This is a genomic window from Streptomyces sp. NBC_00083 (assembly GCF_026343295.1).
GTDB lineage: Bacteria > Actinomycetota > Actinomycetes > Streptomycetales > Streptomycetaceae > Streptomyces.
Window position 1 is genome coordinate 730129 of sequence record NZ_JAPELY010000002.1, and the last position, 22268, is coordinate 752396.

Here is a 22268-nt window from a genome sequence, read left to right on the forward strand (position 1 = left end):
GGGGTCTTTGGTCCCACCCGGCGGTGACCTAATTCCGCAAATGTCCCGGGTGCGGGCTGAGAAACTGGGAAACGCGCCGGGTCCGTACGGCGTCCAGTACTTTTGGCCATTTCGGGACAGCGGAGGATGCCGTGGGATTCGGCCGGGGTGGTGGCGCCGGGCGGAGCCGGTGGCTGCCGAACCAGCACGGGGCGTGGGCGATGCTCGCCGTGCCGTTCCTCGCGGGTACGTTCCTCGGGGACCCGCGCTGGGCGCAGCTGCCGCTCTTCGCGACATGGCTGCTCGGGTACCTCGCGGTCCATCACGGCCAGCAGTGGCTGCGGCTGACCCGGATATCCCGCAACCCGCGGGCGCCGCGCCGCCATGTCCGGCCCGCGCTGTGCTTCGGCGCGGGCGCGGCGGTGTGCGGAGTCCCGCTCGCGGCCCGCCACTCCTGGCTGCTGCTCGCGGCGGCGTGCGCGGTGCCGTTCGTCGCGGTCAACTTCCTTTACGCGTACCGCAATCGGGAGCGTTCCCTGTGGAACGGGCTCGCGGCGGTCGTCCCGGCGTGCGCGATGCTGCTGGTCGCTCTGCGTCTGGGCGGCGGGTCATGGGGCTCGGGAGTCGCTCCCGCGCTCGCCTGCCTGCTGTACTTCGCGGGGACGGTGCCGTACGTGAAGACGATGATCCGCGAGCGGAACTCCCGGGCGTACTACCGGGGTTCGGTCGCGTACCACGCGACGGCGCTGCCCCTGGCCCTCCTGCTCAGCCCCTGGCTGGCGATCCCGTTCACCCTGTACCTGACGCGAGCCGTCGCCCTGCCGGGGCGGGGGGTACGGGTGGGGGTTGTGGGGGCGGTCGAGGTGGCGGGGTCGGTGATGTTGCTCGGGGTTGTGGTGGGGGCGTTCTGAGGAAGCCCGCGCCCGCGCGGGTGGCCCCCGTGCAAGCGACCCTCCGCGCCCGGGGTGCTACAGCTGGCCCTTCCTCGTCAAGTAGTTGAAGCACAGCCACCCCGGCAGCACCGGCAGCCAGAAGGTGAGGAGGCGGTACAGCAGCACCGCCGACGTCGCGGTCTCGGCCGTCATGCCGGCGATCGTGAGCGCGGTGGACAGCGCCAGCTCGACCGCGCCGACACCGCCCGGCGTCGGCGCCGCCGAGCCGAGCGCGTTGGCCGTCAGGAAGACCACCGCCACGCTCGCGTAGCTCAGCGTGTGGTCACTGCCCGTACCGAACGCCCGGATCGACGCGTCGAGGCACATCACGAACACGCCGGTCAGGAGCAGCATGCCGCCGATCCCCGTGACCAGCTTCTGCGGACGCTGGAGCACGTCCAGCATGCGCGGCACCACCCCCGCGAACAGCGAGCGGACCCGGCTCACCACGAACTTGCGCAGGAACGGCACCGCGGTCACGACCAGGATCAGGACGGCCGCCGTGAGCAGCCCCGCGATCACCGTGCGGGACGGCGACAGCTCCGAGGTCTGCTCGGTACCGGTCACGTACCCGAAGATCAGCAGCAGCGAGATGTGCGAGGCCAGCCCGAAGAGCTGCGACGCGCCCACACTCGCCACCGCGAGCCCCGGCCGCACCCCCGCACGCTGCAGGAAGCGCGTGTTGAGGGCGACACCGCCGACCGCGGCCGGCGCCACCAGCTTCACGAACGACCCCGCGACCTGCGCGACCACCGCCCGCCAGAACGGCACCCGCTCCGGTACGAAGCCGAGCAGGCTGGCCGCGGCGGCCGGATAGGACAGCGCCGAGAACAGCGCGGCGGCCGCGACCCAGCCCCACTGGGCGTTCGCGACCAGCTCGCCGAACTTGATGTTGGTGAGCTGCACCAGCAGGAAGTACGCCGCGAAGGCGCCCGCCACGAAACTGATCAGCGTCTTCACCTTGATGCGTTCAAGACGCACCGGCTCCACCGGGGCCAGCGGCCGGATCAGCAGCACCTGGTGGCGGATCTGGGTGAGCAGATCGTCCTCGTGCGCCTCGTCGAGCGCCTCGTCGATGGCCACCTTCTCGGCCTTCTTCTCGGCCTTGACCGCCTTGCGGTCCTCCGGGGCGGCCACGGCCTCGGGGTGCGCCGCCGCCTCCTTCGCCGCGGCGGCCTCCGCGGCCTTCGCCTCGCGCGCCGCGTCCGACGCGTCGAGCACCGCCTCGCGCTCGCGCTGCGCCTGCTCGCGCCCGAGCCTGCGCAGCGTCGCGCGGGTGGAGCGGCTCAGCGCGATGGGCTGGAGCAGCGGAAGGCTGTCGGCGACCGCGTCGGGGCCGAGCACATCGAGCGCGGACGCGACCGAACGCTCGGCGCCGACCCGCAGGCCGAGCGTGGTGAGCAGCTGGGCGACGTCCATCCGGAGCACGATGTCGCCGGCCGCGATCTCGCCGCCGCGCAGATCCGTCACGATCACACTGCCGGAACGATCCACCAGGATCGCGTCCCCGGCCAGCCTGCGGTGCGCGATCCGCCGCGACTGGAGCGCCTCGACCTGCCGCCACGTCTCGCGCAGCAGGTCGTCGGTGATCTCCTTGTCGTCAAGGGAGTCCAGGGAGCGCCCGCCGGTGTGCTCGTAGACCAGCATCACGGCGTCCGGGCCGAGTTCGGAGGTGGCGATCAGTTTGGGCGCGTTGGCCCCGGCCGCGATGGCCGCGTACGCGAGCAGCGCCTCCTGCTCCAGGGCCTGCCGCAGCGACTGGATCGAGCGGCGGGTGGTGATGGAGCGCAGCGTCAGACGGCGCCAGACCCGGTAGAAGAAGCCCTGTGCCTGCTGTTCGCGGTCGACGACCGTGACGTCGAGCGGCGGGCCGTCCTCCAGGGTGACGAGATAGCGCCGGCCCCGCTCGCCCTGCTCCATCGAGTCCGGTACGTCCTCGGCGCGCAGCGCGGTCACCGGGTTGAAGCCGACGTGGCGCAGGCCCGCGAGGAGGGTCTGCCCGGTGGGCCGCACATTGGGCGAGCCGACCGCGTAGAGCGTTCCGTACGCGACGGTCCAGCCGATGAGGATCGTCACCATGATCGAGAACGGGGTGGTCTGGCCGCCGACGAGAACCGCGAAGGAGTTGAGCAGCAGCACCGCCCACAGCGCCACCCGCCACCGTGGTCTGCGGGCCATGCCGACGGCCGTCATGTAGGCGATGACGGGGGCGAGGTAGCCGTGCACGGGGTCGGTGAGGGTGCCGGACGCGGACTGCTGGGTCAGCGCCTCGGTGATCGAGCCGGGCGCCGATTTGGCGACCCACAGGTCGGTGGCGAGCGCCACGCCGTGCGCGAGGACGGCGGCGAGCACACCGTCCGCGATCCGCAGCCCGTCGCGTTTGATCAGCCGTTCGATCGCGAAGGCGACGGGCAGCACGAGGACGGCGATGCTGGAGGCGAGCCCGGCGAGCCGGATCAGGACGTCGGGGGTGCCGGTGGTGCCCTTGGTGATGTCGTCCTCGAGGCCGGACGTGGTGCCGTGCGCGAACGCGGCGATGGCGAGGACGACGGCGATCGCCAGGACGCCGGTGAGCAGCCGCAGCAGGTCGGAGGGGCGGTGCACGCGTGCGGGCAGCAGCGGTTCGTCCACGGAGACGCGCTCGATGGCCCCGGAGTCCTCACACCGCCCGCCCCCGGCCTCCCCGGTCTCCCCGTCCTCACCGTCGGAAAGCCCGGCTCCCTGCGCGCCCTCGGGCCCCCCTGGGCCCGAAGCGCCCGAGGCGTCCTCGGGCCCCGCGGGGGATTCGGAGTCGGAGGATCCGGTCGTGCCGGCCGGTGTTCCGGGGGCGTCCGTGGACGCCGGGTCCTGGGACGCGGCGGCCTGCCGCCCCGCTTCGGGGCTGCTGCTCGCCGCCGCCTCGGGTGGCTGCACGCCCCGCTCCTTCGCCGACTCGTCCGTCTTGTCTCTGTCTCGTATCACCGCTCACCGCCCGCATGATGGTGGCATGTCCAGAGATCCCAGAGGGGCAGCAGGGTGTATTCGCCGGGCGTGCGCGGTGTGACTTGCGCCCCTTCGCCACGCCCCGAACCCGTCCCCGCACAGGAGCGGACCCGGGGCGGCTGTCGGTGGCGTACGGCAGGATGGGGCGGATGAGCGAGCAGCGCAGGGACCGGGCGGGCGAGCCGCCCGAGCTTCCCGAGTACGCGGAACGGGTGCTCGACGTGGCCGAGCACATTCCGCCCGGCCGGGTGATGACGTACGGGGACGTCGCCGAATGGCTCGGCGAGGGAGGGCCGCGCCAGGTCGGCCGGGTCATGGCGCTCTACGGCGCCGCGGCGCCCTGGTGGCGCGTGGTGCGCTCGGACGGCGCGCTGCTGCCCGGCCACGAACTGCGCGCCCTCGGCCACTACCGGGACGAGGCCACACCGCTGCGCGAGGCCGGCCGGTCCGCCGAGGGGCACCTGCCCCGGCTCGACATGAAGCGGGCACGCTGGGACGGCCACGGCGGCGGCACGGTCGGCGGGCTCGGCGGCGAGGCGGCTCATACCTGACAGCTTGTGGCATCCCGCGTCGCCCCGGGCGGCCGGAGGACCGTACGGATGACCCGCTGCGTCGCGGGCACGGTTCGGCGTACCGTCGAGGGTCCGCGCCGAGCGCGCGGTTCCCGCACTCACCATCACGACCAGCACACCCACCAGGACCGGCGATCCACGTGAGCTCCTCCTCCTCCACCGGGCGTACGGCGTACCAACAGGTGCGCCGGGCGGCCCCCGGCGCGTACCGGCTGGTGCGCACACCGCCGGCCCCGGTGGAGCCCCCTCTCCTTGACGCACCCCAGCGCAGGGTGGTTGACCACCGCGCGGGTCCACTTCTGGTGCTCGCGGGACCCGGCACCGGCAAGACCACCACCCTGGTCGAGGCCGTCGCGGCCAAGGTGGCGGCGGGCGCCGACCCCGAGCGGATCCTGGTGCTCACCTTCAGCCGCAAGGCCGCCGTGGAACTCCGCGACCGCATGGCGCTGCGCCTCGGCGCCGGCACGAAGAGCCCGCAGGCCACCACCTTCCACTCCTACTGCTACGCCCTGGTCAGGGCCCACCAGGACGCCGAGCTCTTCCGTGAACCGCTGCGCCTGCTGTCCGGGCCCGAACAGGACGTGGCCGTACGCGACCTCCTGGCCGGCCAGATCGACCTCCAGCGCACCGGCCTCGCCCATGTGCGCTGGCCCGACGAGCTGCGCGCCTGCCTCACCACGCGCGGCTTCGCCGACGAGGTCCGCGCGGTCCTCGCCCGCAGCCGCGAACTGGGCCTCGGCCCGGACGAGCTGGCCCGCTTCGCCGAGCGCGCAGGACGTCCGGACTGGACGGCCGCCGCGGCCTTCCTCGCCGAATACCTCGACGTGCTCGACCTCCAGGGCGTCCTCGACTACGCGGAGCTGGTGCACCGCGCGGTACTGCTCGCGGACCGCACCCCGCTGCCCTCCTACGACGCGGTGTTCGTCGACGAGTACCAGGACACCGACCCCGCGCAGGTACGCCTCCTCACGGCGCTCGCGGGCGGCGGACGCACCCTGGTCGCGTTCGGCGACCCCGACCAGTCGATCTACACCTTCCGGGGCGCCGACATCAACGGCATCCTCGACTTCCCCGACACCTTCGCGCGGACCGACGGAACGCCCGCGCCGGTCGAAGTCCTCACCACCTCGCGCCGCTCCGGCACCGCGCTCCTGGACGCGACGCGGCTCCTGACGCGCCGCATGCCGATGCCGCGGCTGCCCGCCGAACAGGTCCGCGCCCACCGCGACCTGCGGCCGACCCGCACCGGCGGCCGGGTCGAGACGTACACCTATCCGACGGCCTCCACCGAACTCGACAACATCGCCGACCTGCTGCGCCGCGCCCACCTCGAAGAGGGCGTCCCGTGGCAGGAGATGGCGGTCCTGGTCCGCGCGAGCACCCGCGCCATCCCGGCGCTGCGCCGCGCCCTGACCACCGCGGGCGTCCCCGTCGACACCTCCGGCGCCGACACCCCGCTGCGCGACGAGCCCGCGGTGGCGCCCCTCCTGACGGCGCTGCGGGTGGTCGCGGAGGCGGCGCTCGGCCGCGCCGGGCAGGGCCCCGCGGCGCCCGCGCCCCCGCGGGTCAGCCTGATCCACCCCGGCCGGACCGCGCCGGCCGAGCCCGCCGCGCCCCCCGCCGGACTCGACACCGAAACCGCGCACACCCTGCTCACCTCGCCGCTCGGCGGCATGGACACCGCCGACCTGCGGCGCCTCGGCCGGGCCCTGCGCGACGAGGAGCGGGCCGCCGGGGCCCGCGTTCCCGCGCCCTCCGACGTGCTGCTCGCCCGCGCCCTCGCCGAACCCGAACGGCTCGTCGCGCACGACCCCTCGTACGCCCGCGGCGCCCAGCGCCTGGCCGCGCTGCTGCGCAAGGCACGTGAACTCCTCGAAGGCGGCGGCACCGCGGCCGAGGCACTGTGGGAGCTGTGGAACGGCACCCCGTGGCCGGGGCGCCTGGAGCGCTCGGCCCTGCGTGGCGGACCCGGCGGGCGCGCCGCCGACCGCGACCTCGACGCGGTGTGCGCCCTGTTCGACACCGCGGCCCGCGCCGAGGAACGCACCGGAGGGCGGGGCGCGCTCAACTTCCTCGACGAGGTCGACGCGCAGGACATAGCGGCCGACACCCTCACCCGCAGGGCGGCCCGCCCGGACGCGGTCCGCGTCATGACCGCCCACCGCTCCAAGGGCCTGGAGTGGAGCCTCGTCGTGGTGGCCGGAGTCCAGGAAGGGCTCTGGCCCGACCTGCGCCGGCGCGGCTCGCTCCTGGAGGCCGACCGCATCGGACGCGACGGCCTGGCCGAGCCGCTCACCCCGGGCGCGCTCCTCGCCGAGGAACGGCGCCTGTTCTACGTGGCGGCGACCCGCGCCCGCGACCGCCTGATCGTGACCGCCGTGAAGGCGCCCGCCGACGACGGCGACCAGCCGTCCCGCTTCCTCACCGAGTTGGGCGTCGAGCCCCGCGACACCACCGGCCGCCCCCGCCGCCCCCTCGCGGTCGCGGCGCTCGTCGCCGAACTGCGCGCCACCACCGTCGACCCGGCGGCCTCCGACGCGCTGCGCGAGGCCGCCGCCGAACGCCTGGGCCGGCTTGCCGCGCTCACCGACGACGAGGGCCAGCCGCTGGTCCCGGCGGCGCACCCGCACCGCTGGTGGGGCCTGTACGACCCGACCCGCTCCGAGGTCCCGCTGCGCGACCGCGAGCTGCCCCTCGCGCTGTCCGGCAGCGCCCTCGACCAGCTCGCCAACACGTGTGCGCTGCAATGGTTCCTCGGCCGCGAAGTGAAGGCGGACGCGCCGGCGACGGCCGCGCAGGGCTTCGGCAACGTGGTCCACGTCCTCGCCGACGAGGTCGCCTCCGGCCGTACGCCCGCCGACCTGGCCGTCCTCATGGAACGGCTCGACTCCGTGTGGGACGCGCTCGCCTTCGACGCGCCCTGGAAGTCGCTCCAGGAGAAGCAGAACGCGCGCGCCGCCCTGGAGCGGTTCCTCCAGTGGCACACCCTCGACCGCGCCGGCCGCACCCCGGTCGCCACGGAACACGGCTTCGACGTGACCCTGGAGGCGGGGGAGTACGCCGTCCGCATCCGGGGCTCCATGGACCGGGTGGAGCAGGACGTCGAGGGCCGCGCCTACGTGGTCGACTTCAAGACCGGCAAGCAGGCGCCGACGGCGGCCGAGGTCGCCGCCCACCCGCAGCTGGCCGTCTACCAGCTGGCGGTCCGCGAGGGCGCCCTGGACGAGGCCTTCGACGGCCGCCGCCCCGACCCCGCGGGCGCGGAACTCGTCCACCTCCGTCAGGCCGCGCCCCAGCGCGAGGGCGGCGAGGCGTACCCCAAGGTGCAGTCCCAGCAGCCCCTGGAGGGCGAATGGGTCGGCGACCTCCTCGCGACGGCGGCGGGCAAGGTCCTGGACGAACACTTCACCCCGACACCGGGCACGCACTGCACCCACTGCACGTTCCGCGCCTCCTGCACGGCCCAGCCGGAGGGGAGGCAGGTGGTGGAGTAGGGCGTCGACCCGTGCGGGTCGGCTCAGGAGCCGGCGCCCCCGCCGGGCGAGCCGGTGATACGCAGTACCCCGCGCCCCGGAGCCCGCTTCCGCCCGCGAGCCGTAGAGCCGGGCCGCGCAGTTCCCCGCGCCCCCAAGGGGTTCGATTTCGTCTGCGGGCTGTGGGGGGCTGGTCGCGCAGTTCCCCGCGCCCCCAAGGGGTGCGTCTTCGTCTGCGGGCTGTGGGGGGCTGGTCGCGCAGTTCCCCGCGCCCCTAAGGGGTGCGTCTTCGTCTGCGGGCTGTGGGGGCTGGCCGCGCAGTTCCTCGCGCCCCTAGGGCGCGCCTTCGTCTGCGGGCTGTGGGGGGCTGGTCGCGCAGTTCCTCGCGGCCCTGGGGGCGGCTTCGTCTGCGGGCGGTGGGGGTTGGGCGCGTCGTTTGCCGGGCCTCTCCAGGGCGGTGCGTCTCGGCGGTGCTGTTTGGGGGCGCGGGGAACTGCGCGGGTGACCACGCACGGTCCGCGGACGAAGTTCTCGGGGTCCGGGGCGGAGCCCCGTGGGGGGTGTCGGGGCGGAGCCCCGTGGTGGGACGGGGCGGAGCCCAGTGGAGGGGCAGGGGCTCCGCCTCGGGAAGGACCCTTCGCCTCGTCCGCCGCAGGCGCCCCCACCTGCACAAACCCCGCATTGTCGGCACCCCCCACTACCCTTCCAAGCGTGCCCACCCACCTCACCGACCCCGAACAGCTCAAAGAGCTGCTCGGCATCCCCTTCACCCCGGAGCAGACGGCCTGCATCATCGCCCCGCCCGCCCCGCAGGTCATCGTGGCCGGAGCCGGTTCCGGCAAGACGACCGTCATGGCGGCCCGCGTCGTATGGCTGGTGGGCACCGGCCAGGTCGCGCCCGAGCAGGTCCTCGGCCTGACCTTCACCAACAAGGCCGCGGGCGAGCTCGCGGAGCGCGTGCGCACCGCGCTGGTCAGGGCCGGCATCACCGACCCCGACGCCCCCGAGCCGGAGCAGGGCGAGCCCGGCATCTCCACGTACCACGCCTTCGCCGGCCGGCTCCTCACCGACCACGGCCTGCGCATAGGCCTGGAGCCCACCTCCCGCCTCCTCGCCGACGCCACCCGCTTCCAGCTCGCCGCCCGCGTGCTGCGCGAGGCCCCGGGCCCGTACCCCGCGCTGACCAAGTCGTTCGCCTCCCTGGTCAGCGACCTGCTCGCGCTCGACGCCGAGCTGGCGGAACACCTCGTACGCCCGGAGCGTCTCGCCGCGTACGACCACGACCTGCTGCGCACCCTCGCGGACGCCAGGCTCAGCAACGCCGAGCTGCGCAAGGTGCCCGAAGCCGCCACCGCCCGGCTCGAACTGCTCGACCTCACCACCCGCTACCGCGCCGCGAAGAAGAGCCGCGACCTCCTCGACTTCGGCGACCAGATCGCGCTCTCCGCCGAGCTCGCCCTCACCCACCCCGAGGTCGGCCGGATCCTGCGCGAGGAGTTCAAGGTGGTGCTCCTCGACGAGTACCAGGACACCTCGGTCGCCCAGCGCCGCCTGCTCGCCGCGCTCTTCGGCGGCGGCACCGGCCACGCGGTGACCGCCGTCGGCGACCCCTGCCAGGCGATCTACGGCTGGCGCGGCGCATCGGTGGCCAACCTCGACGACTTCCCCCGCCACTTCGCGTACGCCGATGGCCGCCCCGCCACCCGCCACGCGCTCTCCGAGAACCGCCGCAGCGGCGGCCGCCTGCTCGACCTCGCCAACTCCCTTGCCGCACCGCTGCGTTCGATGCACGAAGGGGTCGAGGCGCTGCGCCCCGCGCCCGGCGCCGAGCGCGACGGCAGCGTGCGCATCGCCCTGCACACCACCCACGAGGAGGAGATCGAGTGGCTCGCCGACTCGATCGCCCACCTGGTGCGCACCGGCAAGGCGCCCGGCGAGATCGCCGTCCTGTGCCGCACCGCGGGTGACTTCCCGGGGATCCAGGGCGCCCTGGTGGCCCGGGACATCCCCGTCGAGGTCGTCGGGCTCTCCGGGCTGCTCCACCTGCCCGAGGTCGCCGACCTGGTGGCGGTCTGCGAAGTCCTCCAGGACCCGGGCGCCAACGCCTCCCTGGTACGGATCCTGACCGGCCCGCGCTGGCGCATCGGCCCCCGCGACCTGGCGCTGCTCGGCCGCCGCGCGCGCCTTCTCGTACGGCGCGCATCGGCCGGTTCCGACGACCCCGACCAGCGTCTCGCCGACGCCGTCGAGGGTGTCGATCCCGCCGAGGTGATCTCCCTCGCCGACGCGCTCGACACCTTCCTGGAGGGCGCCGAGGACGACGGCCTGCCCTTCTCCGCAGAGGCTCGCGTCCGCTTCGCCCGTCTCGCCGCCGAACTGCGCGATCTGCGCCGCTCGCTCGCCGACCCGCTCATGGACGTCCTGCACCGCGTCCTGACCGTCACGGGCCTGGAGGTCGAACTCTCCGCATCGCCGCACGCGTTGGCGGCCCGCCGCCGCGAGACGCTCTCCGGCTTCCTCGACATAGCGGCGAGTTTCGCCGCGCTCGACGGCGAGGCCTCGCTGCTCGCCTTCCTCGGCTTCCTGCGGACCGCCGCCCAGTACGAGAAGGGGCTCGACACGGCGCTGCCCGGCGGCGAGAACACGGTCAAGGTGCTCACCGCGCACAAGTCGAAGGGCCTGGAGTGGGACGTGGTGGCCGTGCCCGGCCTGGTCACCGGCACGTTCCCGTCGACCAGGGCGAGGGAGGCCTGGACCGCCCAGGCGAAGGTCCTCCCGCACGCGCTGCGCGGCGACGCCCCGACGCTGCCGGCCGTCGACAAGTGGGACGCGAAGGGGCTCAAGTCCTTCAAGGAGGCGATGAAGGACCACCAGCACACGGAGGAACTGCGCCTGGGATACGTCACGTTCACCCGCCCCCGCACCCTGCTGCTCGGCTCCGGCCACTGGTGGGGGCCGAGCCAGAAGAAGCCCCGCGGCCCGTCCGCCTTCCTGCACGCGCTGTACGAGCACTGCGCGGCCGGCCACGGCGAGATCGAGGCGTGGGCGGACGAGCCGGCCGAGGACGCGGAGAACCCCGTGCTCCACGAGTCCGCGGTCTCCCACGCCTGGCCGCTCCCACTCGACGCGGCATCCCTCGCACGCCGCCGCGCCGCCGCGGAGCGGGTCCTGGCCCACGTGGCGGCGGCCCCCGCGCCCGAGGACGCAACGCCTCCCGGCCATGCCGTAACGCCCTCCTCCTATGAGGACGAGGCATACGCGGACGCGCCCTACAGGGACGCGCCCTTGGACGACGCGCCCTATGAGGACGCTCCCTTCGGGGACGAGCCGTACGGGGCCGAGGAGTTCGGCCTCCCCGAGGATCTCGACGACGGCGACTGGGACCTGCTCCCCACCGAGCGCCCGGCCTCCTCCGTACCGCCCGCCGACCGCCCGGCCCCTTCCGAGCAGACCCGCACCGAGCCTTCCGCCGAGCACACCCGCACCGCGGCCCCCGACGGAACCGGTGCCCGCGACCACGCCCAGGCCGGTGCGCCCCTCGCCATCCCCGCTCCTCGGCTCACCCCCGAAGACCGCCGTGCGCTGCACTCCTGGGACCGCGACCTGGAGGCGCTCACCACCGAGCTGCGCCGGGCCCGCGCCGCCACCCGCGAGGTCGCGGTGCCCGCCTCGCTCACCGCGTCCGAACTGCTGCGACTGGCCGCCGACCCGGATGCCTTCGCACGGGAACTGGCCCGGCCCATGCCGAGCCGCCCCCAGCCGGCCGCCCGCAGGGGCACCCGGTTCCACGCCTGGGTGGAGTCCCGCTTCGACGAGCTCCCGCTGCCCATGCTCGGCCCCGACGAGCTGCCGGGCGCCGACGACAGCGAGGCCGACATCGCGGACGAGCAGGACCTGGCCGCGCTCAAGGACGCCTTCGAGCGCACCCCGTACGCGACGCGCACCCCCTTCCGCACCGAGGCGCCCATCCAGCTGACCCTCGCGGGCCGGGTGATCAGGGGCCGGATCGACGCCGTCTACAAGGAGGGCGAGGGCGCGCTCGCCACGTACGAGATCGTCGACTGGAAGACCGGGCGCCAGGCCACCGCCGACCCCCTGCAGCTGGCGGTCTACCGGGTCGCCTGGGCCGAGCAGATGGGTGTGCCGCCGGAGTCGGTCGAAGCCGCGTTCGTCTACGTACGCACAGGTGAGACGGTGCGTCCCGGGCGTCTGCCGGGCCGCGCCGAGCTGGAGGCGATCCTGTTGGGCCCGCGTCCGCAGGGCGGACCGGGGGACGGGCCACCGCCCCCGGCCGGATAGGGTCGAGGCCATGAGCGAGACCCCGGACAGCGCCGTCCAGACCGCCACCGCGTCGGTGCGCACGTACATCGAGCAGCACCGCGACGCGTTCCTCGACGACCTCGCGCAGTGGCTGCGCATCCCGTCGGTGTCGGCCCAGCCCGACCACGGCGCCGATGTGCGCCGCAGCGCCGAATGGCTCGCCGCGAAGCTCCGCGAGACGGGCTTCCCGGTGGTCGAGATCCTGGACACCCCGGGCGCTCCCGCCGTCTGCGCCGAGTGGCCTTCGGGCGACGCCGGCGCGCCGACCGTCCTGGTCTACGGCCACCACGACGTGCAGCCCGCGGCCCGTGAGGACGGCTGGGACACCGACCCGTTCGAGCCGGTGATCAGCGACGGGCGGATGTACGGGCGCGGCGCCGCCGACGACAAGGGCCAGGTGTTCTTCCACACGCTCGGCGTCCGCGCGCACCTCGCCGCCACCGGCCGCACGGCGCCCGCCGTCAACCTGAAGCTCCTGATCGAGGGCGAGGAGGAGTCCGGCTCGCCGCACTTCCGCGCCCTGGTCGAGCAGCACGCCGAGCGGCTCGCCGCGGACACCGTGATCGTCTCCGACACCGGCATGTGGTCGGAGAACACCCCCACCGTGTGCACCGGCATGCGCGGCCTCGCCGAGTGCGAGATCCAGCTGTACGGACCGGGCCAGGACATCCACTCCGGTTCCTTCGGCGGTGCCGTACCCAACCCGGCGACGGCCGCGGCCCGCCTGGTCGCGGCCCTGCACGACGCGGACGGACACGTCACCGTCCCCGGCTTCTACGACGGCATCGCCGAGCTGACCGACGCGGAGCGCGAGCTCTTCGCCGAGCTGCCCTTCGACGAGGCCGAGTGGCTGGACACCGCCAAGTCGCGGGCGGTCCACGGCGAGGCCGGGTTCTCCACCCTGGAGCGGATCTGGGCCCGGCCGACCGCCGAGGTCAACGGCATCGGCGGCGGCTACCAGGGCCCCGGCGGGAAGACGATCATCCCGTCGTCGGCGATGGTGAAGCTGTCCTTCCGCCTGGTCGCCGGCCAGGACCCGGCGCACATCGAGAAACTCGTCACGGAGTGGGCCGCGGGCCAGGTCCCCGCCGGGATCCGGCACGAGATCAGCTGGAGCGCGGGCACCCGCCCGTGTCTGACGCCGCTCGGCCACCCGGCGCTCCAGGCCGTCGTGCGGGCGATGGGCACCGCCTTCGGCACCAAGGTCCGCTTCACCCGTGAGGGCGGCTCGGGCCCCGCCGCCGACCTCCAGGACGTCCTGCGGGCGCCCGTCCTGTTCCTCGGGATCTCGGTCCCCTCGGACGGCTGGCACGCGCCCAACGAGAAGGTCGAGCTCGACCTCCTGTTCAAGGGCGTCGAGACGGCGGCCCACCTGTGGAGCGACCTCGCGGCCACCGCGGCCCCGTCCGTCACCTGAGCCCCACGTGCAGCCCCACCGCGCAGCCCGCCGGCCCGAGCACCGGCTGCCAGAAATCGCTGAACACACCGTCCACCCGGGGGAGTTGGAAGCACCTGTGAGCACCACCAGCAGTGACGTCTTCACGGACCGGCCGACCGGGCTCGCCACGCCCATCGGCCTCACCGAGCCGAACGGCATCGACCGCGCCGCCCACCACCGCCTCGACGAGGCCTGGCTCGCGGCGGCCTGGAGCCACCCGACCACCCGGGTCTTCGTGGTCTCCGGCGGCCAGGTCCTGATCGACGAACCCGCGAATGGCGCGGACGGCACGGACGGCGAGCCCGGCCGCACCGAGCTGGTCATGACCCCCGCCTTCGAGGCCCCGGTCACCGAGACCCACCGCTACTTCCTGGGCACCGACGAGGACGGCGTGAGCTACTTCGCGCTGCAGAAGGACGCGCTGCCCGGCCGCATGGACCAGTCGGCGAGGCCCGCGGGGCTGCGCGAGGCCGGCCTGCTGCTGTCGGCGCGCGAGGCCAGTCTGGTGACGCACGCCGTCGCCCTGGAGAACTGGCAGCGGCTGCACCGCTTCTGCTCCCGCTGCGGGGAGCGCACCGTGATCGCGGCGGCCGGTCACATCCGCCGCTGCCAGGCCTGCGGCGCCGAACACTACCCGCGTACCGACCCCGCCGTGATCATGCTGGTCACCGACGACCAGGACCGGGCGCTGCTCGGCCGCCAGGTGCACTGGCCCGAGGGGCGCTTCTCGACCCTCGCCGGCTTCGTGGAGCCCGGCGAGTCCATCGAGCAGTCGGTGCGCCGCGAGGTCTTCGAAGAGGCCGGCGTCACGGTCGGCCCCGTCGAGTACGTGGCGAGCCAGCCCTGGCCCTTCCCGTCCAGCCTGATGCTCGGCTTCATGGCGAAGGCCGTCTCGTCCGAGATCAACGTCGACGGCGAGGAGATCCACGAGGCCCGCTGGTTCTCCCGCGAGGACCTGGCCGCGGCGTTCGCCTCCGGCGAGGTCCTGCCCCCGTACGGCATCTCGATCGCGGCCCGCCTCATCGAGCTCTGGTACGGCGAACCCCTGCCGAAGCCGACGCACTGACCCGGGACCCCGCCGGGGCTGCCCGGGGTACGAGCGAGGCCCCCGCCCCAGCCCTCAGGGGCTCGGACGGGGGCCTCGTGCCGTATGCGGCGCGGCGGCCGGCGTCAGACGCCGATCTTCTGCTTGACCTGCGCGAGCGACGGGTTGGTCAGCGTGGAGCCGTCGTCGAAGAGGACGGTCGGCACCGTCTGGTTGCCGCCGTTGGCCTTCTCCACGAACGCGGCCGACGCCGGGTCGTGCTCGATGTTGACCTCGGTGTACGCGATGCCCTCGCGGTCCATCTGCTTCTTCAACCGCTGGCAGTAGCCGCACCAGGTGGTGCTGTACATCGTCACAGTGCCCGGCATGTCTCTCGCGCTCCTCTGTATCGCCGACTGGCGTGCGCGCCCCGCCCGATGCGGTTCCGCACGGGGTGGAACGTACGGGAGGCGAACACCATTCCCGCATGTGACCGAAGCGTCACGGCCCGCCTCGTCGAGCCCCCCGAAAAGTACGACTACTCGCGCCCCCTGTGGACGACGCGGCGCGGCAGCCCCGGGCGACCTGGCAGCATGGCGGGGTGACAGCAGCAACGCACTCCACTCCCTTCCCGCAGGTCCCCGAGACGGCCGACGCGGTGCTCGACGGGCTCGACCCCGAGCAGCGCGAGGCCGCCACGGCCCTGAACGGCCCGGTGTGCGTGCTGGCCGGCGCGGGCACGGGCAAGACCCGCGCGATCACCCACCGGATCGCGTACGGGGTGCGCGCCGGCATCCTGCAGCCCTCCAGCGTGCTGGCCGTCACCTTCACCAACCGGGCGGCCGGCGAGATGCGCGGCCGGCTGCGCCAGCTCGGCGCCGGCGGCGTCCAGGCCCGCACCTTCCACTCGGCGGCCCTGCGCCAGCTCCAGTACTTCTGGCCCAAGGCGGTCGGCGGCCCGCTGCCCCGGCTCGTCGAGCGCAAGGTCCAGCTCGTCGCCGAGGCGGCCGCCCGCTGCCGGCTGCGGCTCGACCGCAACGAGCTGCGCGACGTGACGGGCGAGATCGAGTGGGCGAAGGTCACCCAGACCGTCCCCGGCGACTACCCGGCGGCGGTCGCCAAGTCCCATCGGGACGCGCCGCGCGACCCGGCCGAGATCGCCCAGATCTACCGGATGTACGAGCAGCTCAAACAGGACCGCGGGGTGATCGACTTCGAGGACGTGCTGCTCCTCACGGTCGGCGTGCTCCAGGACCGGCACGACATCGCCGACCAGGTCCGCCGCCAGTACCAGCACTTCGTGGTCGACGAGTACCAGGACGTCAGCCCGCTCCAGCAGCGCCTGCTCGACCTGTGGCTCGGCGAGCGCGACTCGCTGTGCGTGGTGGGCGACGCGAGCCAGACCATCTACTCCTTCACCGGTGCCACCCCCGACCACCTGCTGAACTTCCGCACCCGCCACCCGAACGCGACGGTGGTCAAGCTCGTCCGCGACTACCGCTCCACCCCGCAGGTCGTGCACCTCGCCAACGGGCTGCTCAGCCAGGCCACCGGCCGGGCCGCCGAGCACCGGCTCGAACTGGTCTCGCAGCGCCCCGCGGGCCCCGAGCCCGTCTACACGGAGTACGGCGACGAGCCCGCGGAGGCCGAGGGCGTCGCCCGCCGCATCCGCGACCTGATCGCCTCCGGCGTCTCGGCCGGCGAGATCGCCGTGCTCTACCGCATCAACGCCCAGTCCGAGATCTACGAGCAGGCCCTGGCCGACGCGGGAGTGCCCTACCTGCTGCGCGGCGCCGAGCGGTTCTTCGAGCGCCCCGAGGTCCGCGAGGCGGTCGTGGCGCTCGGCGGCGCGGCCCGCGCCGGCGGCAACGACTCGCTGCTCGACGACGCGGTGGACCTGCCGTCCCAGGTGCGCGCCGTGCTCGGCACCAAGGGCTGGACGGCCGCGCCGCCGGCCGGCTCCGGCGCGGTCCGCGACCGCTGGGAGTCGCTGGCCGCCTTGGTCCGCCTGGGCGAGGACTACGAACGGGCGAAGCCGGGCGCGACCCTGTCCGACCTGGTGACCGAGTTGCGCGAGCGGGAGGCCGCCCAGCACGCCCCGACCGTCGAGGGCGTCACCCTGGCGTCGCTGCACGCGGCGAAGGGCCTGGAGTGGGACGCCGTGTTCCTGGTCGGCCTCACCGAGGGCATGATGCCGATCACGTACGCCAAGACGGACGAGCAGGTCGAGGAGGAGCGCCGGCTGCTGTACGTCGGCGTCACCCGGGCCCGGGTCCACCTCGGGCTCTCCTGGTCCCTGTCGCGCTCTCCCGGCGGCCGGGCCTCGCGCCGCCCCAGCCGGTTCCTGAACGGGCTGCGGCCGGGCTCCGGCTCCCGCGCCGCCCGTGCGACGGCCGGGGCCGCCGCGGGGGTGGAGCGAGGCCCCGCCGCCCGCAAGCGCACCCGCCGCGGGCCGGTGCTGTGCCGGGTCTGCGGCAAGACGCTCACCGAGGCCGGCGAGATGAAGCTGATGCGCTGCGAGGACTGCCCCTCGGACATGGACGAGGCGCTGTACGAGCGGCTCCGCGAGTGGCGCTCCCACCAGGCGAAGGACCTCGGCATGCCGCCGTACGTCGTCTTCACCGACAAGACGCTGATGGCGATCGCCGAGGCCGTGCCGTCCACCGGCCATGAGCTCGCCGTGATCTCCGGCGTCGGCGCCCGCAAGCTGGACCGCTTCGGCACCGATGTCCTGGCCATCTGTGCAGGTGACGAACGTGGCGGAGCCGACGAGGAAGGTTCCTGAAAACTCGTCGAAAAAATAGTTTGCGCCCGCCCCGGGGATCCCCATAGGTTCTTAACCACGGAAACGAGAGCTTCTCCGAAGCCGGGTCTCCGTGCTGTACTTAGCTGTACTTATCCGAATACGCATGGGACCAGGCCTTCGCGGGCCGAAGTCCCCGAGACGCCGAGAGGAGGCGAGACCAGTGGCCAGCTACATCGAGACCAAGACCAGCTCCATCACCACCAAAGTGACCGTCCGCTCGGTCGTCGCCACCTGCCCGCTCGGCTCTGCGTTCCAGGGCACCGGTCTGTCCTCCGGTGTCTCGGGTCTGCTCGGCCTCAGCGCGACGGTTCCGGCCCCCATGGCGAGCCTTCCCGTGCGTGATGAGCGCAATGAGCGACCGATTCTGGCGCCGGCAGCAGCAGTAGTGAGGGGACGGGCCCAGGCCCACGCCTTCGCGGCCACCGGCGCAGGAGCGGAACAGCAGACGAAGAAGTACCAGCACCACACGATGTGGGCCTTCCGTGGGCTCGAACCCTGGAGTGATCCAGCCTGATTCAGATCAGGCAGGCGCCTTCAGGGCCGCGGAACCCCACCCGGGATCCGCGGCCCTTCTGTTTGTCCCGAACGGGACGGACCGAGCGAAGGGGGCCTCGGTACCAGCCGACACCCGGCCGACCGGCCGGACCGACACAGCCGAACAAGACGAGGAAGAAAACACCGTGCAACTCGAAGCGCACGCCCCGTCCGTACCGCCCGCCCCGACTCTCCCCCCGCCCGGTCTCACGGAGGACCCCGCCTTGACTCCCCTCACCGCGCTCACCGCGCTCGACGACGCCATCGAGAACCTCGGCGTACCCGTCCCCTGCCGCTCCTTCGACCCGGAGGTCTTCTTCGCCGAGTCGCCGGCCGACGTCGAGTACGCCAAGTCGCTCTGCCAGACCTGCCCCCTGATGGCCGCCTGCCTCGCGGGTGCCAAGGAGCGGCGTGAGCCGTGGGGCGTCTGGGGCGGGGAGCTCTTCGTCCAGGGCGTGGTCGTCGCCCGCAAGCGGCCGCGTGGCCGCCCGCGCAAGAACCCGGTCGCCGCATGAACCGCCCGGGAACCATCGACCGTCCCCGAACGAACGACCCCCAGAAGCAGGCCCCGATGACGACGTCCGCCAGCGAGCCCACCGGCTCCGCGACCCCAGACTTCACCACCACCGGCGCGCACAAGTCGCGTCAGAACAGGACCCTCGAAATGCAACTCATGCCAGAAGCCCTGGCTCGTGCGCATATGCATCAGCGCCTCCAGGAAGCCGAGTCGGAACGCCAGGCGCGACGCCTGGTGGCCGCCCGGCGCCTGCAGCAGCGTGCCGAGCGCGCGTCGATGCGCGCCCGCCGCGCCCTGGCGATGGCCGTCATGCACTGACGGCCGACGCCCTGCGGCGCACGACGCTCACCCAGTGAATGACGCGGGGGCCGGTCCGAACGGACCGGCCCCCGCGGTGCGTTGTGGCCCCAAAGCGTCCGGCGCGGCGGTATCGTCGGGAGGTGGACGACCAGAATCGGCCGATGGCCGAAACCCTCGTGTGCTCCCACTGCGGAACCCCGGCCCCGGCCGGCGGCCCGCCGCCCACCTGGATCTACTCGGTCGAGAACGGCGCCGGCTGCTACTACTGCGACGCCTGCGCCCGCGCCAACATCAGAGCCATCGAAGGCCGGCTCGACGCGGCCTGGTGGTAACACCCCGCCCGGCCATGCGGGGATCAGGTCGGGGCCGCCGGAGAACCGGGCCGACCACCGCGCCCGTAACGGCGCCCGCCCTCACGCCTCCTCGGCCACCCCGGCCACCCCGGCCTTCTCCGTAGGCCCGGCCTCCTTCGCCACGGCGGCCTCCTTCGCCGCCTCGGGCACCTTCGCCACCCCGGCCGCCTCGGCTTCCTCCATGCCCTCGGAGGCCGGGGTCCCCGGATGCGGGACATCGGCCACGAAGCCCGGGAGCCACTCCTCCAGCTCGTCGCGCATGCGCACCGTGGCCTCCAGTTGGCAGAGCACCCCGATCGTCGACAGCGTCACCCGGTGTATCAGGAGGTACGAGGGCGGCAGATTGAGCTGCTTGCCCAACTGGTGGGCGGGGGAGCGCGGGTCGGCGATCCGGGCCGCCTGCCCGCGCATCCAGCCCCGGCTGAAGGTGAACTCCTCCACCTGGGCCGGCTCGATGATCGGCAGCAGATAGTCGAGCACCGCGTCCGGATCGAGGGCGATGGACTCCTTGACGAAGCCCTCCTCGCGCAGCATCTCGTAGACCGACTCCGCATCGCCCTCGAGCGTCATCCGCAGGGAAGCACCGATGGTGGCGGGCAGGCCGCCGGGCAGCCGGTCCACGGTGCCGAAGTCCATGACGCCGAGGCGCCACGGTCCGTCCTCCCGCTCGGGCGGCAGCAGACGGAAGTTGCCCGGATGCGGATCGGCGTGCAGCAGCCCCGTCCGCGCCGGGCCCGAGAAGAGGAACCGCATCAGCAACTGACCGGCGCGGTCCCGCTGTTCGGGCGTTCCGTCCTTGATCACCTCCGAGAGAGGTGTGCCGTCCATCCACTCCGTCACCAGGACCTGCTCGCTCTGGTGCACCACATCGGGCACCAGCACATCGGGGTCGCCCGCGAACTCCGCCGCGTGCTCCCGCTGCGCCCGCGCCTCCAGCTCGTAGTCCAGCTCCTCCGAGACCCGGTCGCGCAGCTCGGCGATGAGCGGCTTGATGTCCATGCCCGGGATCAGCGGACCGAGCAGCCTGGCGAACCGGCTCAGCTGCGTCAGATCCGAGAGCAGCGCCTCACCGGCCCCCGGGTACTGCACCTTGACGGCCACCTCGCGCCCGTCGTGCCAGACCGCCCGGTGCACCTGCCCGATCGACGCGGCGGCAGCCGGCTTCTCCTCGAATTCCAGGAACAGCTCGCGCCACTCGGCACCGAGCCGCTCCGCGAGCACGGAGTGCACCGTGCGGCTCGGCATCGGGGGCGCCGCCTCCTGGAGCTTGGTCAGGGCCGCCCGGTATGGACCCGCGACCTCTTCCGGCAGGGCCGACTCGAAGACGGACAGCGCCTGCCCGAACTTCATCGCCCCGCCCTTGAGCTCACCCAGGACCTTGAAGAGCTGCTCGGCGGTGCGCTGCTGGAGCTCGCGGGCCACCAGTTCGGCGGACTTCCCGCCGATCCGCTTGCCCAGGCCCCACGTGGCCCGGCCGGCGAAGCCAAGTGGCAGTGCGGCCAGCTTGGCGGTCCGGGTGACCGCCTTCCGGGGAAGATCAGACATGCGCCCCTCCAAATCCCAGACAGCCACGCCCTCGCAGGCGCTACCGAGCCATTGTGTCGTGTGGCCCCGCGGCACCCGAGGCCCGCTCCCCCCGAGTGTTCCCGGCCGCCCCGCAGAAGCAGTCCCGGTGCGGCTCGACCGGGGCCAACCGCCAGTCCAGTCCGGGCAGGGACGCCTCGCAGCGGCTGCCCGTGCTCGTCGGCAGATCACCGTCGAGAAATGCCAGCGCGTGCGCCGCCGCAAGGCCGGCCACGGCGGTCGCCAGTGCCAGGTCACAGGCGGGCACGGAGGTGCGCTGCCGGCCCGAGCGCCACTGCGCGAGCAGTCGCGGCCAGCCCGGATCGCGCTCGGTGCGGCCGAGGGCCAGACACCCCGCGCACCCCGTGCCACCCGGCAGGACCAGCGGCCCCACCACCCCTGTCGTCTCTACAACTCCCGCATAAAGATGGGGAATTCCGGCACGGATCCATTCCTCGGCGTCCATCGCGTTCGGCGCGTGCACATCGAGTGCCTCGCGCGGGGCGACCACGATCAGGGACAGCCCCGGCTGCTCACCGTCCCGCTCGCGGCGCGGCGGAGCACCGGGCGCCGACCGTCGCACCAGCTGCCCGGCCGCCGTGGCACGCCGCTCGCCGACGGCCCGCGCGGGCAGCCCGCCCGGTGTCACATCACCCGGCTGCGCCACGCCCGCGTCCAGGACGTCGACCCGGCCCACGCCGGATCCGGAGAGCACCGCGGCGATCGCCGCGCCCACCCGGCCGGCCCCGCGCACTTGGACCCGTATGGCCCTGCGCGCCGCGAGTCTTCGCGCCGCTTCGCCCGGCCGGGGATGGAGGAGGGAGAGGGACGCCAGATCCGGCCGTAGCCGATCGAGCGCGTCGGTCCTGGCCCGTAACGCCTCCGCCGCCGCGCCGCCCGCCGTCGGATCGTCGACCAGGCCCGCCGCCGTCAACCGCGCCAGCAGCTCGTCTACCTGTCCGGGCGACAGGTCCAGGGCGTGGGCCCGCTCGTACAGGAGCGGCAGGCCCTGGGTGCCGTCGAGCAGCTCCAGGAAATGGCCCGTCGCCGGGTCGACCGGCGACAGCACCACGGCCTGCGCGGGGGTGATCCCGAACTGCACGGTCTGGCGGTCCCGCCAGGCCCGGCGCAGCGCCGGCTTCACCATCGGATGCGGGCTCGCGCCGCCGTCCACGCCCGTGGTCCCGGCCCTCGCCCCGCTGCCGGACCCGGCCCTGGCCCCGCCCCGTGCCCCGCTCCCACTCGTAGTCCCACCCGCGGTCCCGACCCCGGTGCCGCCCGTGGTCCCGCCCCCGTGATGACGCATGGTTCTGCCCCCGTCGTCGTGTCTCTCCGCGCACCTGTGACGCCTGCTCGCCGGCAGCCGTCGCGCGCCGTGGGACCACGATGCCCGTCCGCGCCGAGCGGCGTGAAAAGTTGTCCACAGGCAGGGGGTATTAGTCATTCAAATGGTGCACCTCAGCGGATGGATCATG

The 22268-nt window shown here is 73.7% G+C and carries 15 protein-coding genes; 11 read left to right on the forward strand and 4 right to left on the reverse strand.

Annotated features, from left to right (window positions below; all coding sequences use genetic code 11):
- Window positions 1-131: 131 nt before the first annotated feature.
- The gene (locus OOJ98_RS19745) at window positions 132-890 is read left to right on the forward strand and encodes a YwiC-like family protein (RefSeq protein WP_267056252.1); all 759 of its coding nucleotides are present in this window, start codon (window positions 132-134) and stop codon (window positions 888-890) included.
- Between the two features lie 57 nt (window positions 891-947).
- Here OOJ98_RS19745 and OOJ98_RS19750 read toward each other — a convergent pair whose 3' ends face one another.
- A complete protein-coding gene (locus OOJ98_RS19750; protein ID WP_267056253.1) occupies window positions 948-3824 on the reverse strand; it encodes a lysylphosphatidylglycerol synthase domain-containing protein in 2877 nt (958 codons plus the stop codon).
- 209 nt (window positions 3825-4033) lie between these two features.
- Here OOJ98_RS19750 and OOJ98_RS19755 point away from each other — a divergent pair, with 209 nt between their 5' ends.
- From OOJ98_RS19755 to nudC, 5 genes are all read left to right on the forward strand, one after another.
- Window positions 4034-4444 (forward strand): MGMT family protein, encoded by a 411-nt coding sequence (locus OOJ98_RS19755; RefSeq protein WP_267057033.1) that lies wholly within the window; start codon window positions 4034-4036, stop codon window positions 4442-4444.
- Window positions 4445-4605: 161 nt separating this feature from the next.
- Window positions 4606-7959, forward strand: a complete 3354-nt coding sequence (locus tag OOJ98_RS19760) for an ATP-dependent DNA helicase (protein ID WP_267056254.1) — start codon at window positions 4606-4608, stop codon at window positions 7957-7959.
- Between the two features lie 690 nt (window positions 7960-8649).
- Window positions 8650-12237 carry a UvrD-helicase domain-containing protein gene (locus tag OOJ98_RS19765; RefSeq protein WP_267056255.1) on the forward strand — a complete coding sequence of 1196 codons (3588 nt, stop codon included), beginning with the start codon at window positions 8650-8652 and terminating at the stop codon, window positions 12235-12237.
- A 10-nt stretch (window positions 12238-12247) separates the two neighbouring features.
- A complete protein-coding gene (locus OOJ98_RS19770; protein WP_267056256.1) occupies window positions 12248-13675 on the forward strand; it encodes a dipeptidase in 1428 nt (475 codons plus the stop codon).
- Between the two features lie 97 nt (window positions 13676-13772).
- Window positions 13773-14762 (forward strand): NAD(+) diphosphatase, encoded by a 990-nt coding sequence (gene nudC / locus OOJ98_RS19775; RefSeq protein ID WP_267056257.1) that lies wholly within the window; start codon window positions 13773-13775, stop codon window positions 14760-14762.
- 104 nt (window positions 14763-14866) lie between these two features.
- On the opposite strand, the gene OOJ98_RS19780 is transcribed toward nudC, so the two are convergent.
- On the reverse strand, window positions 14867-15109 hold the full coding sequence (locus OOJ98_RS19780; RefSeq protein ID WP_120721504.1) for a mycoredoxin: 243 nt from the start codon (window positions 15107-15109) through the stop codon (window positions 14867-14869).
- Window positions 15110-15321: 212 nt separating this feature from the next.
- On the opposite strand from OOJ98_RS19780, the gene OOJ98_RS19785 reads away from it, so the two are divergent.
- The 5 genes from OOJ98_RS19785 (at window position 15322) to OOJ98_RS19805 (ending at window position 19209) form a co-directional block, all read left to right on the forward strand.
- Window positions 15322-17505, forward strand: coding sequence for an ATP-dependent DNA helicase UvrD2 (locus OOJ98_RS19785; protein WP_267056258.1), 2184 nt, complete (start codon window positions 15322-15324; stop codon window positions 17503-17505).
- Window positions 17506-17686: 181 nt separating this feature from the next.
- Window positions 17687-18040 carry a hypothetical protein gene (locus OOJ98_RS19790; protein ID WP_267056259.1) on the forward strand — a complete coding sequence of 118 codons (354 nt, stop codon included), beginning with the start codon at window positions 17687-17689 and terminating at the stop codon, window positions 18038-18040.
- Between the two features lie 166 nt (window positions 18041-18206).
- Window positions 18207-18575, forward strand: a complete 369-nt coding sequence (locus OOJ98_RS19795; RefSeq protein ID WP_053729898.1) for a WhiB family transcriptional regulator — start codon at window positions 18207-18209, stop codon at window positions 18573-18575.
- On the forward strand, window positions 18572-18895 hold the full coding sequence (locus tag OOJ98_RS19800; RefSeq protein ID WP_267056260.1) for a hypothetical protein: 324 nt from the start codon (window positions 18572-18574) through the stop codon (window positions 18893-18895). Before OOJ98_RS19795 ends, OOJ98_RS19800 begins: the two co-directional genes overlap by 4 nt.
- A 143-nt stretch (window positions 18896-19038) precedes the next feature.
- Window positions 19039-19209 carry a hypothetical protein gene (locus OOJ98_RS19805; protein ID WP_267056261.1) on the forward strand — a complete coding sequence of 57 codons (171 nt, stop codon included), beginning with the start codon at window positions 19039-19041 and terminating at the stop codon, window positions 19207-19209.
- An 81-nt stretch (window positions 19210-19290) separates the two neighbouring features.
- Here the strand turns inward: OOJ98_RS19805 and OOJ98_RS19810 are convergent, their stop codons facing one another.
- Both OOJ98_RS19810 and OOJ98_RS19815 read right to left on the reverse strand, forming a co-directional pair.
- Window positions 19291-20775 carry an AarF/ABC1/UbiB kinase family protein gene (locus tag OOJ98_RS19810; RefSeq protein WP_267056262.1) on the reverse strand — a complete coding sequence of 495 codons (1485 nt, stop codon included), beginning with the start codon at window positions 20773-20775 and terminating at the stop codon, window positions 19291-19293.
- 40 nt (window positions 20776-20815) lie between these two features.
- Window positions 20816-21940 carry a ThiF family adenylyltransferase gene (locus tag OOJ98_RS19815; RefSeq protein ID WP_267056263.1) on the reverse strand — a complete coding sequence of 375 codons (1125 nt, stop codon included), beginning with the start codon at window positions 21938-21940 and terminating at the stop codon, window positions 20816-20818.
- Window positions 21941-22268 lie beyond the last annotated feature (328 nt).

Bases quoted from the DNA above. Each gene is read 5' to 3' on its own strand.
- OOJ98_RS19755 (WP_267057033.1), top strand. From the start codon at position 4,034: ATGGGGCGGATGAGCGAGCAGCGCAGGGACCGGGCGGGCGAGCCGCCC.
- OOJ98_RS19770 (WP_267056256.1), top strand. From the start codon at position 12,248: ATGAGCGAGACCCCGGACAGCGCCGTCCAGACCGCCACCGCGTCGGTG.
- OOJ98_RS19780 (WP_120721504.1), bottom strand. From the start codon at position 15,109: ATGCCGGGCACTGTGACGATGTACAGCACCACCTGGTGCGGCTACTGC.
- OOJ98_RS19800 (WP_267056260.1), top strand. From the start codon at position 18,572: ATGAACCGCCCGGGAACCATCGACCGTCCCCGAACGAACGACCCCCAG.
- OOJ98_RS19805 (WP_267056261.1), top strand. From the start codon at position 19,039: ATGGCCGAAACCCTCGTGTGCTCCCACTGCGGAACCCCGGCCCCGGCC.
- OOJ98_RS19810 (WP_267056262.1), bottom strand. From the start codon at position 20,775: ATGTCTGATCTTCCCCGGAAGGCGGTCACCCGGACCGCCAAGCTGGCC.
- OOJ98_RS19815 (WP_267056263.1), bottom strand. From the start codon at position 21,940: ATGGTGAAGCCGGCGCTGCGCCGGGCCTGGCGGGACCGCCAGACCGTG.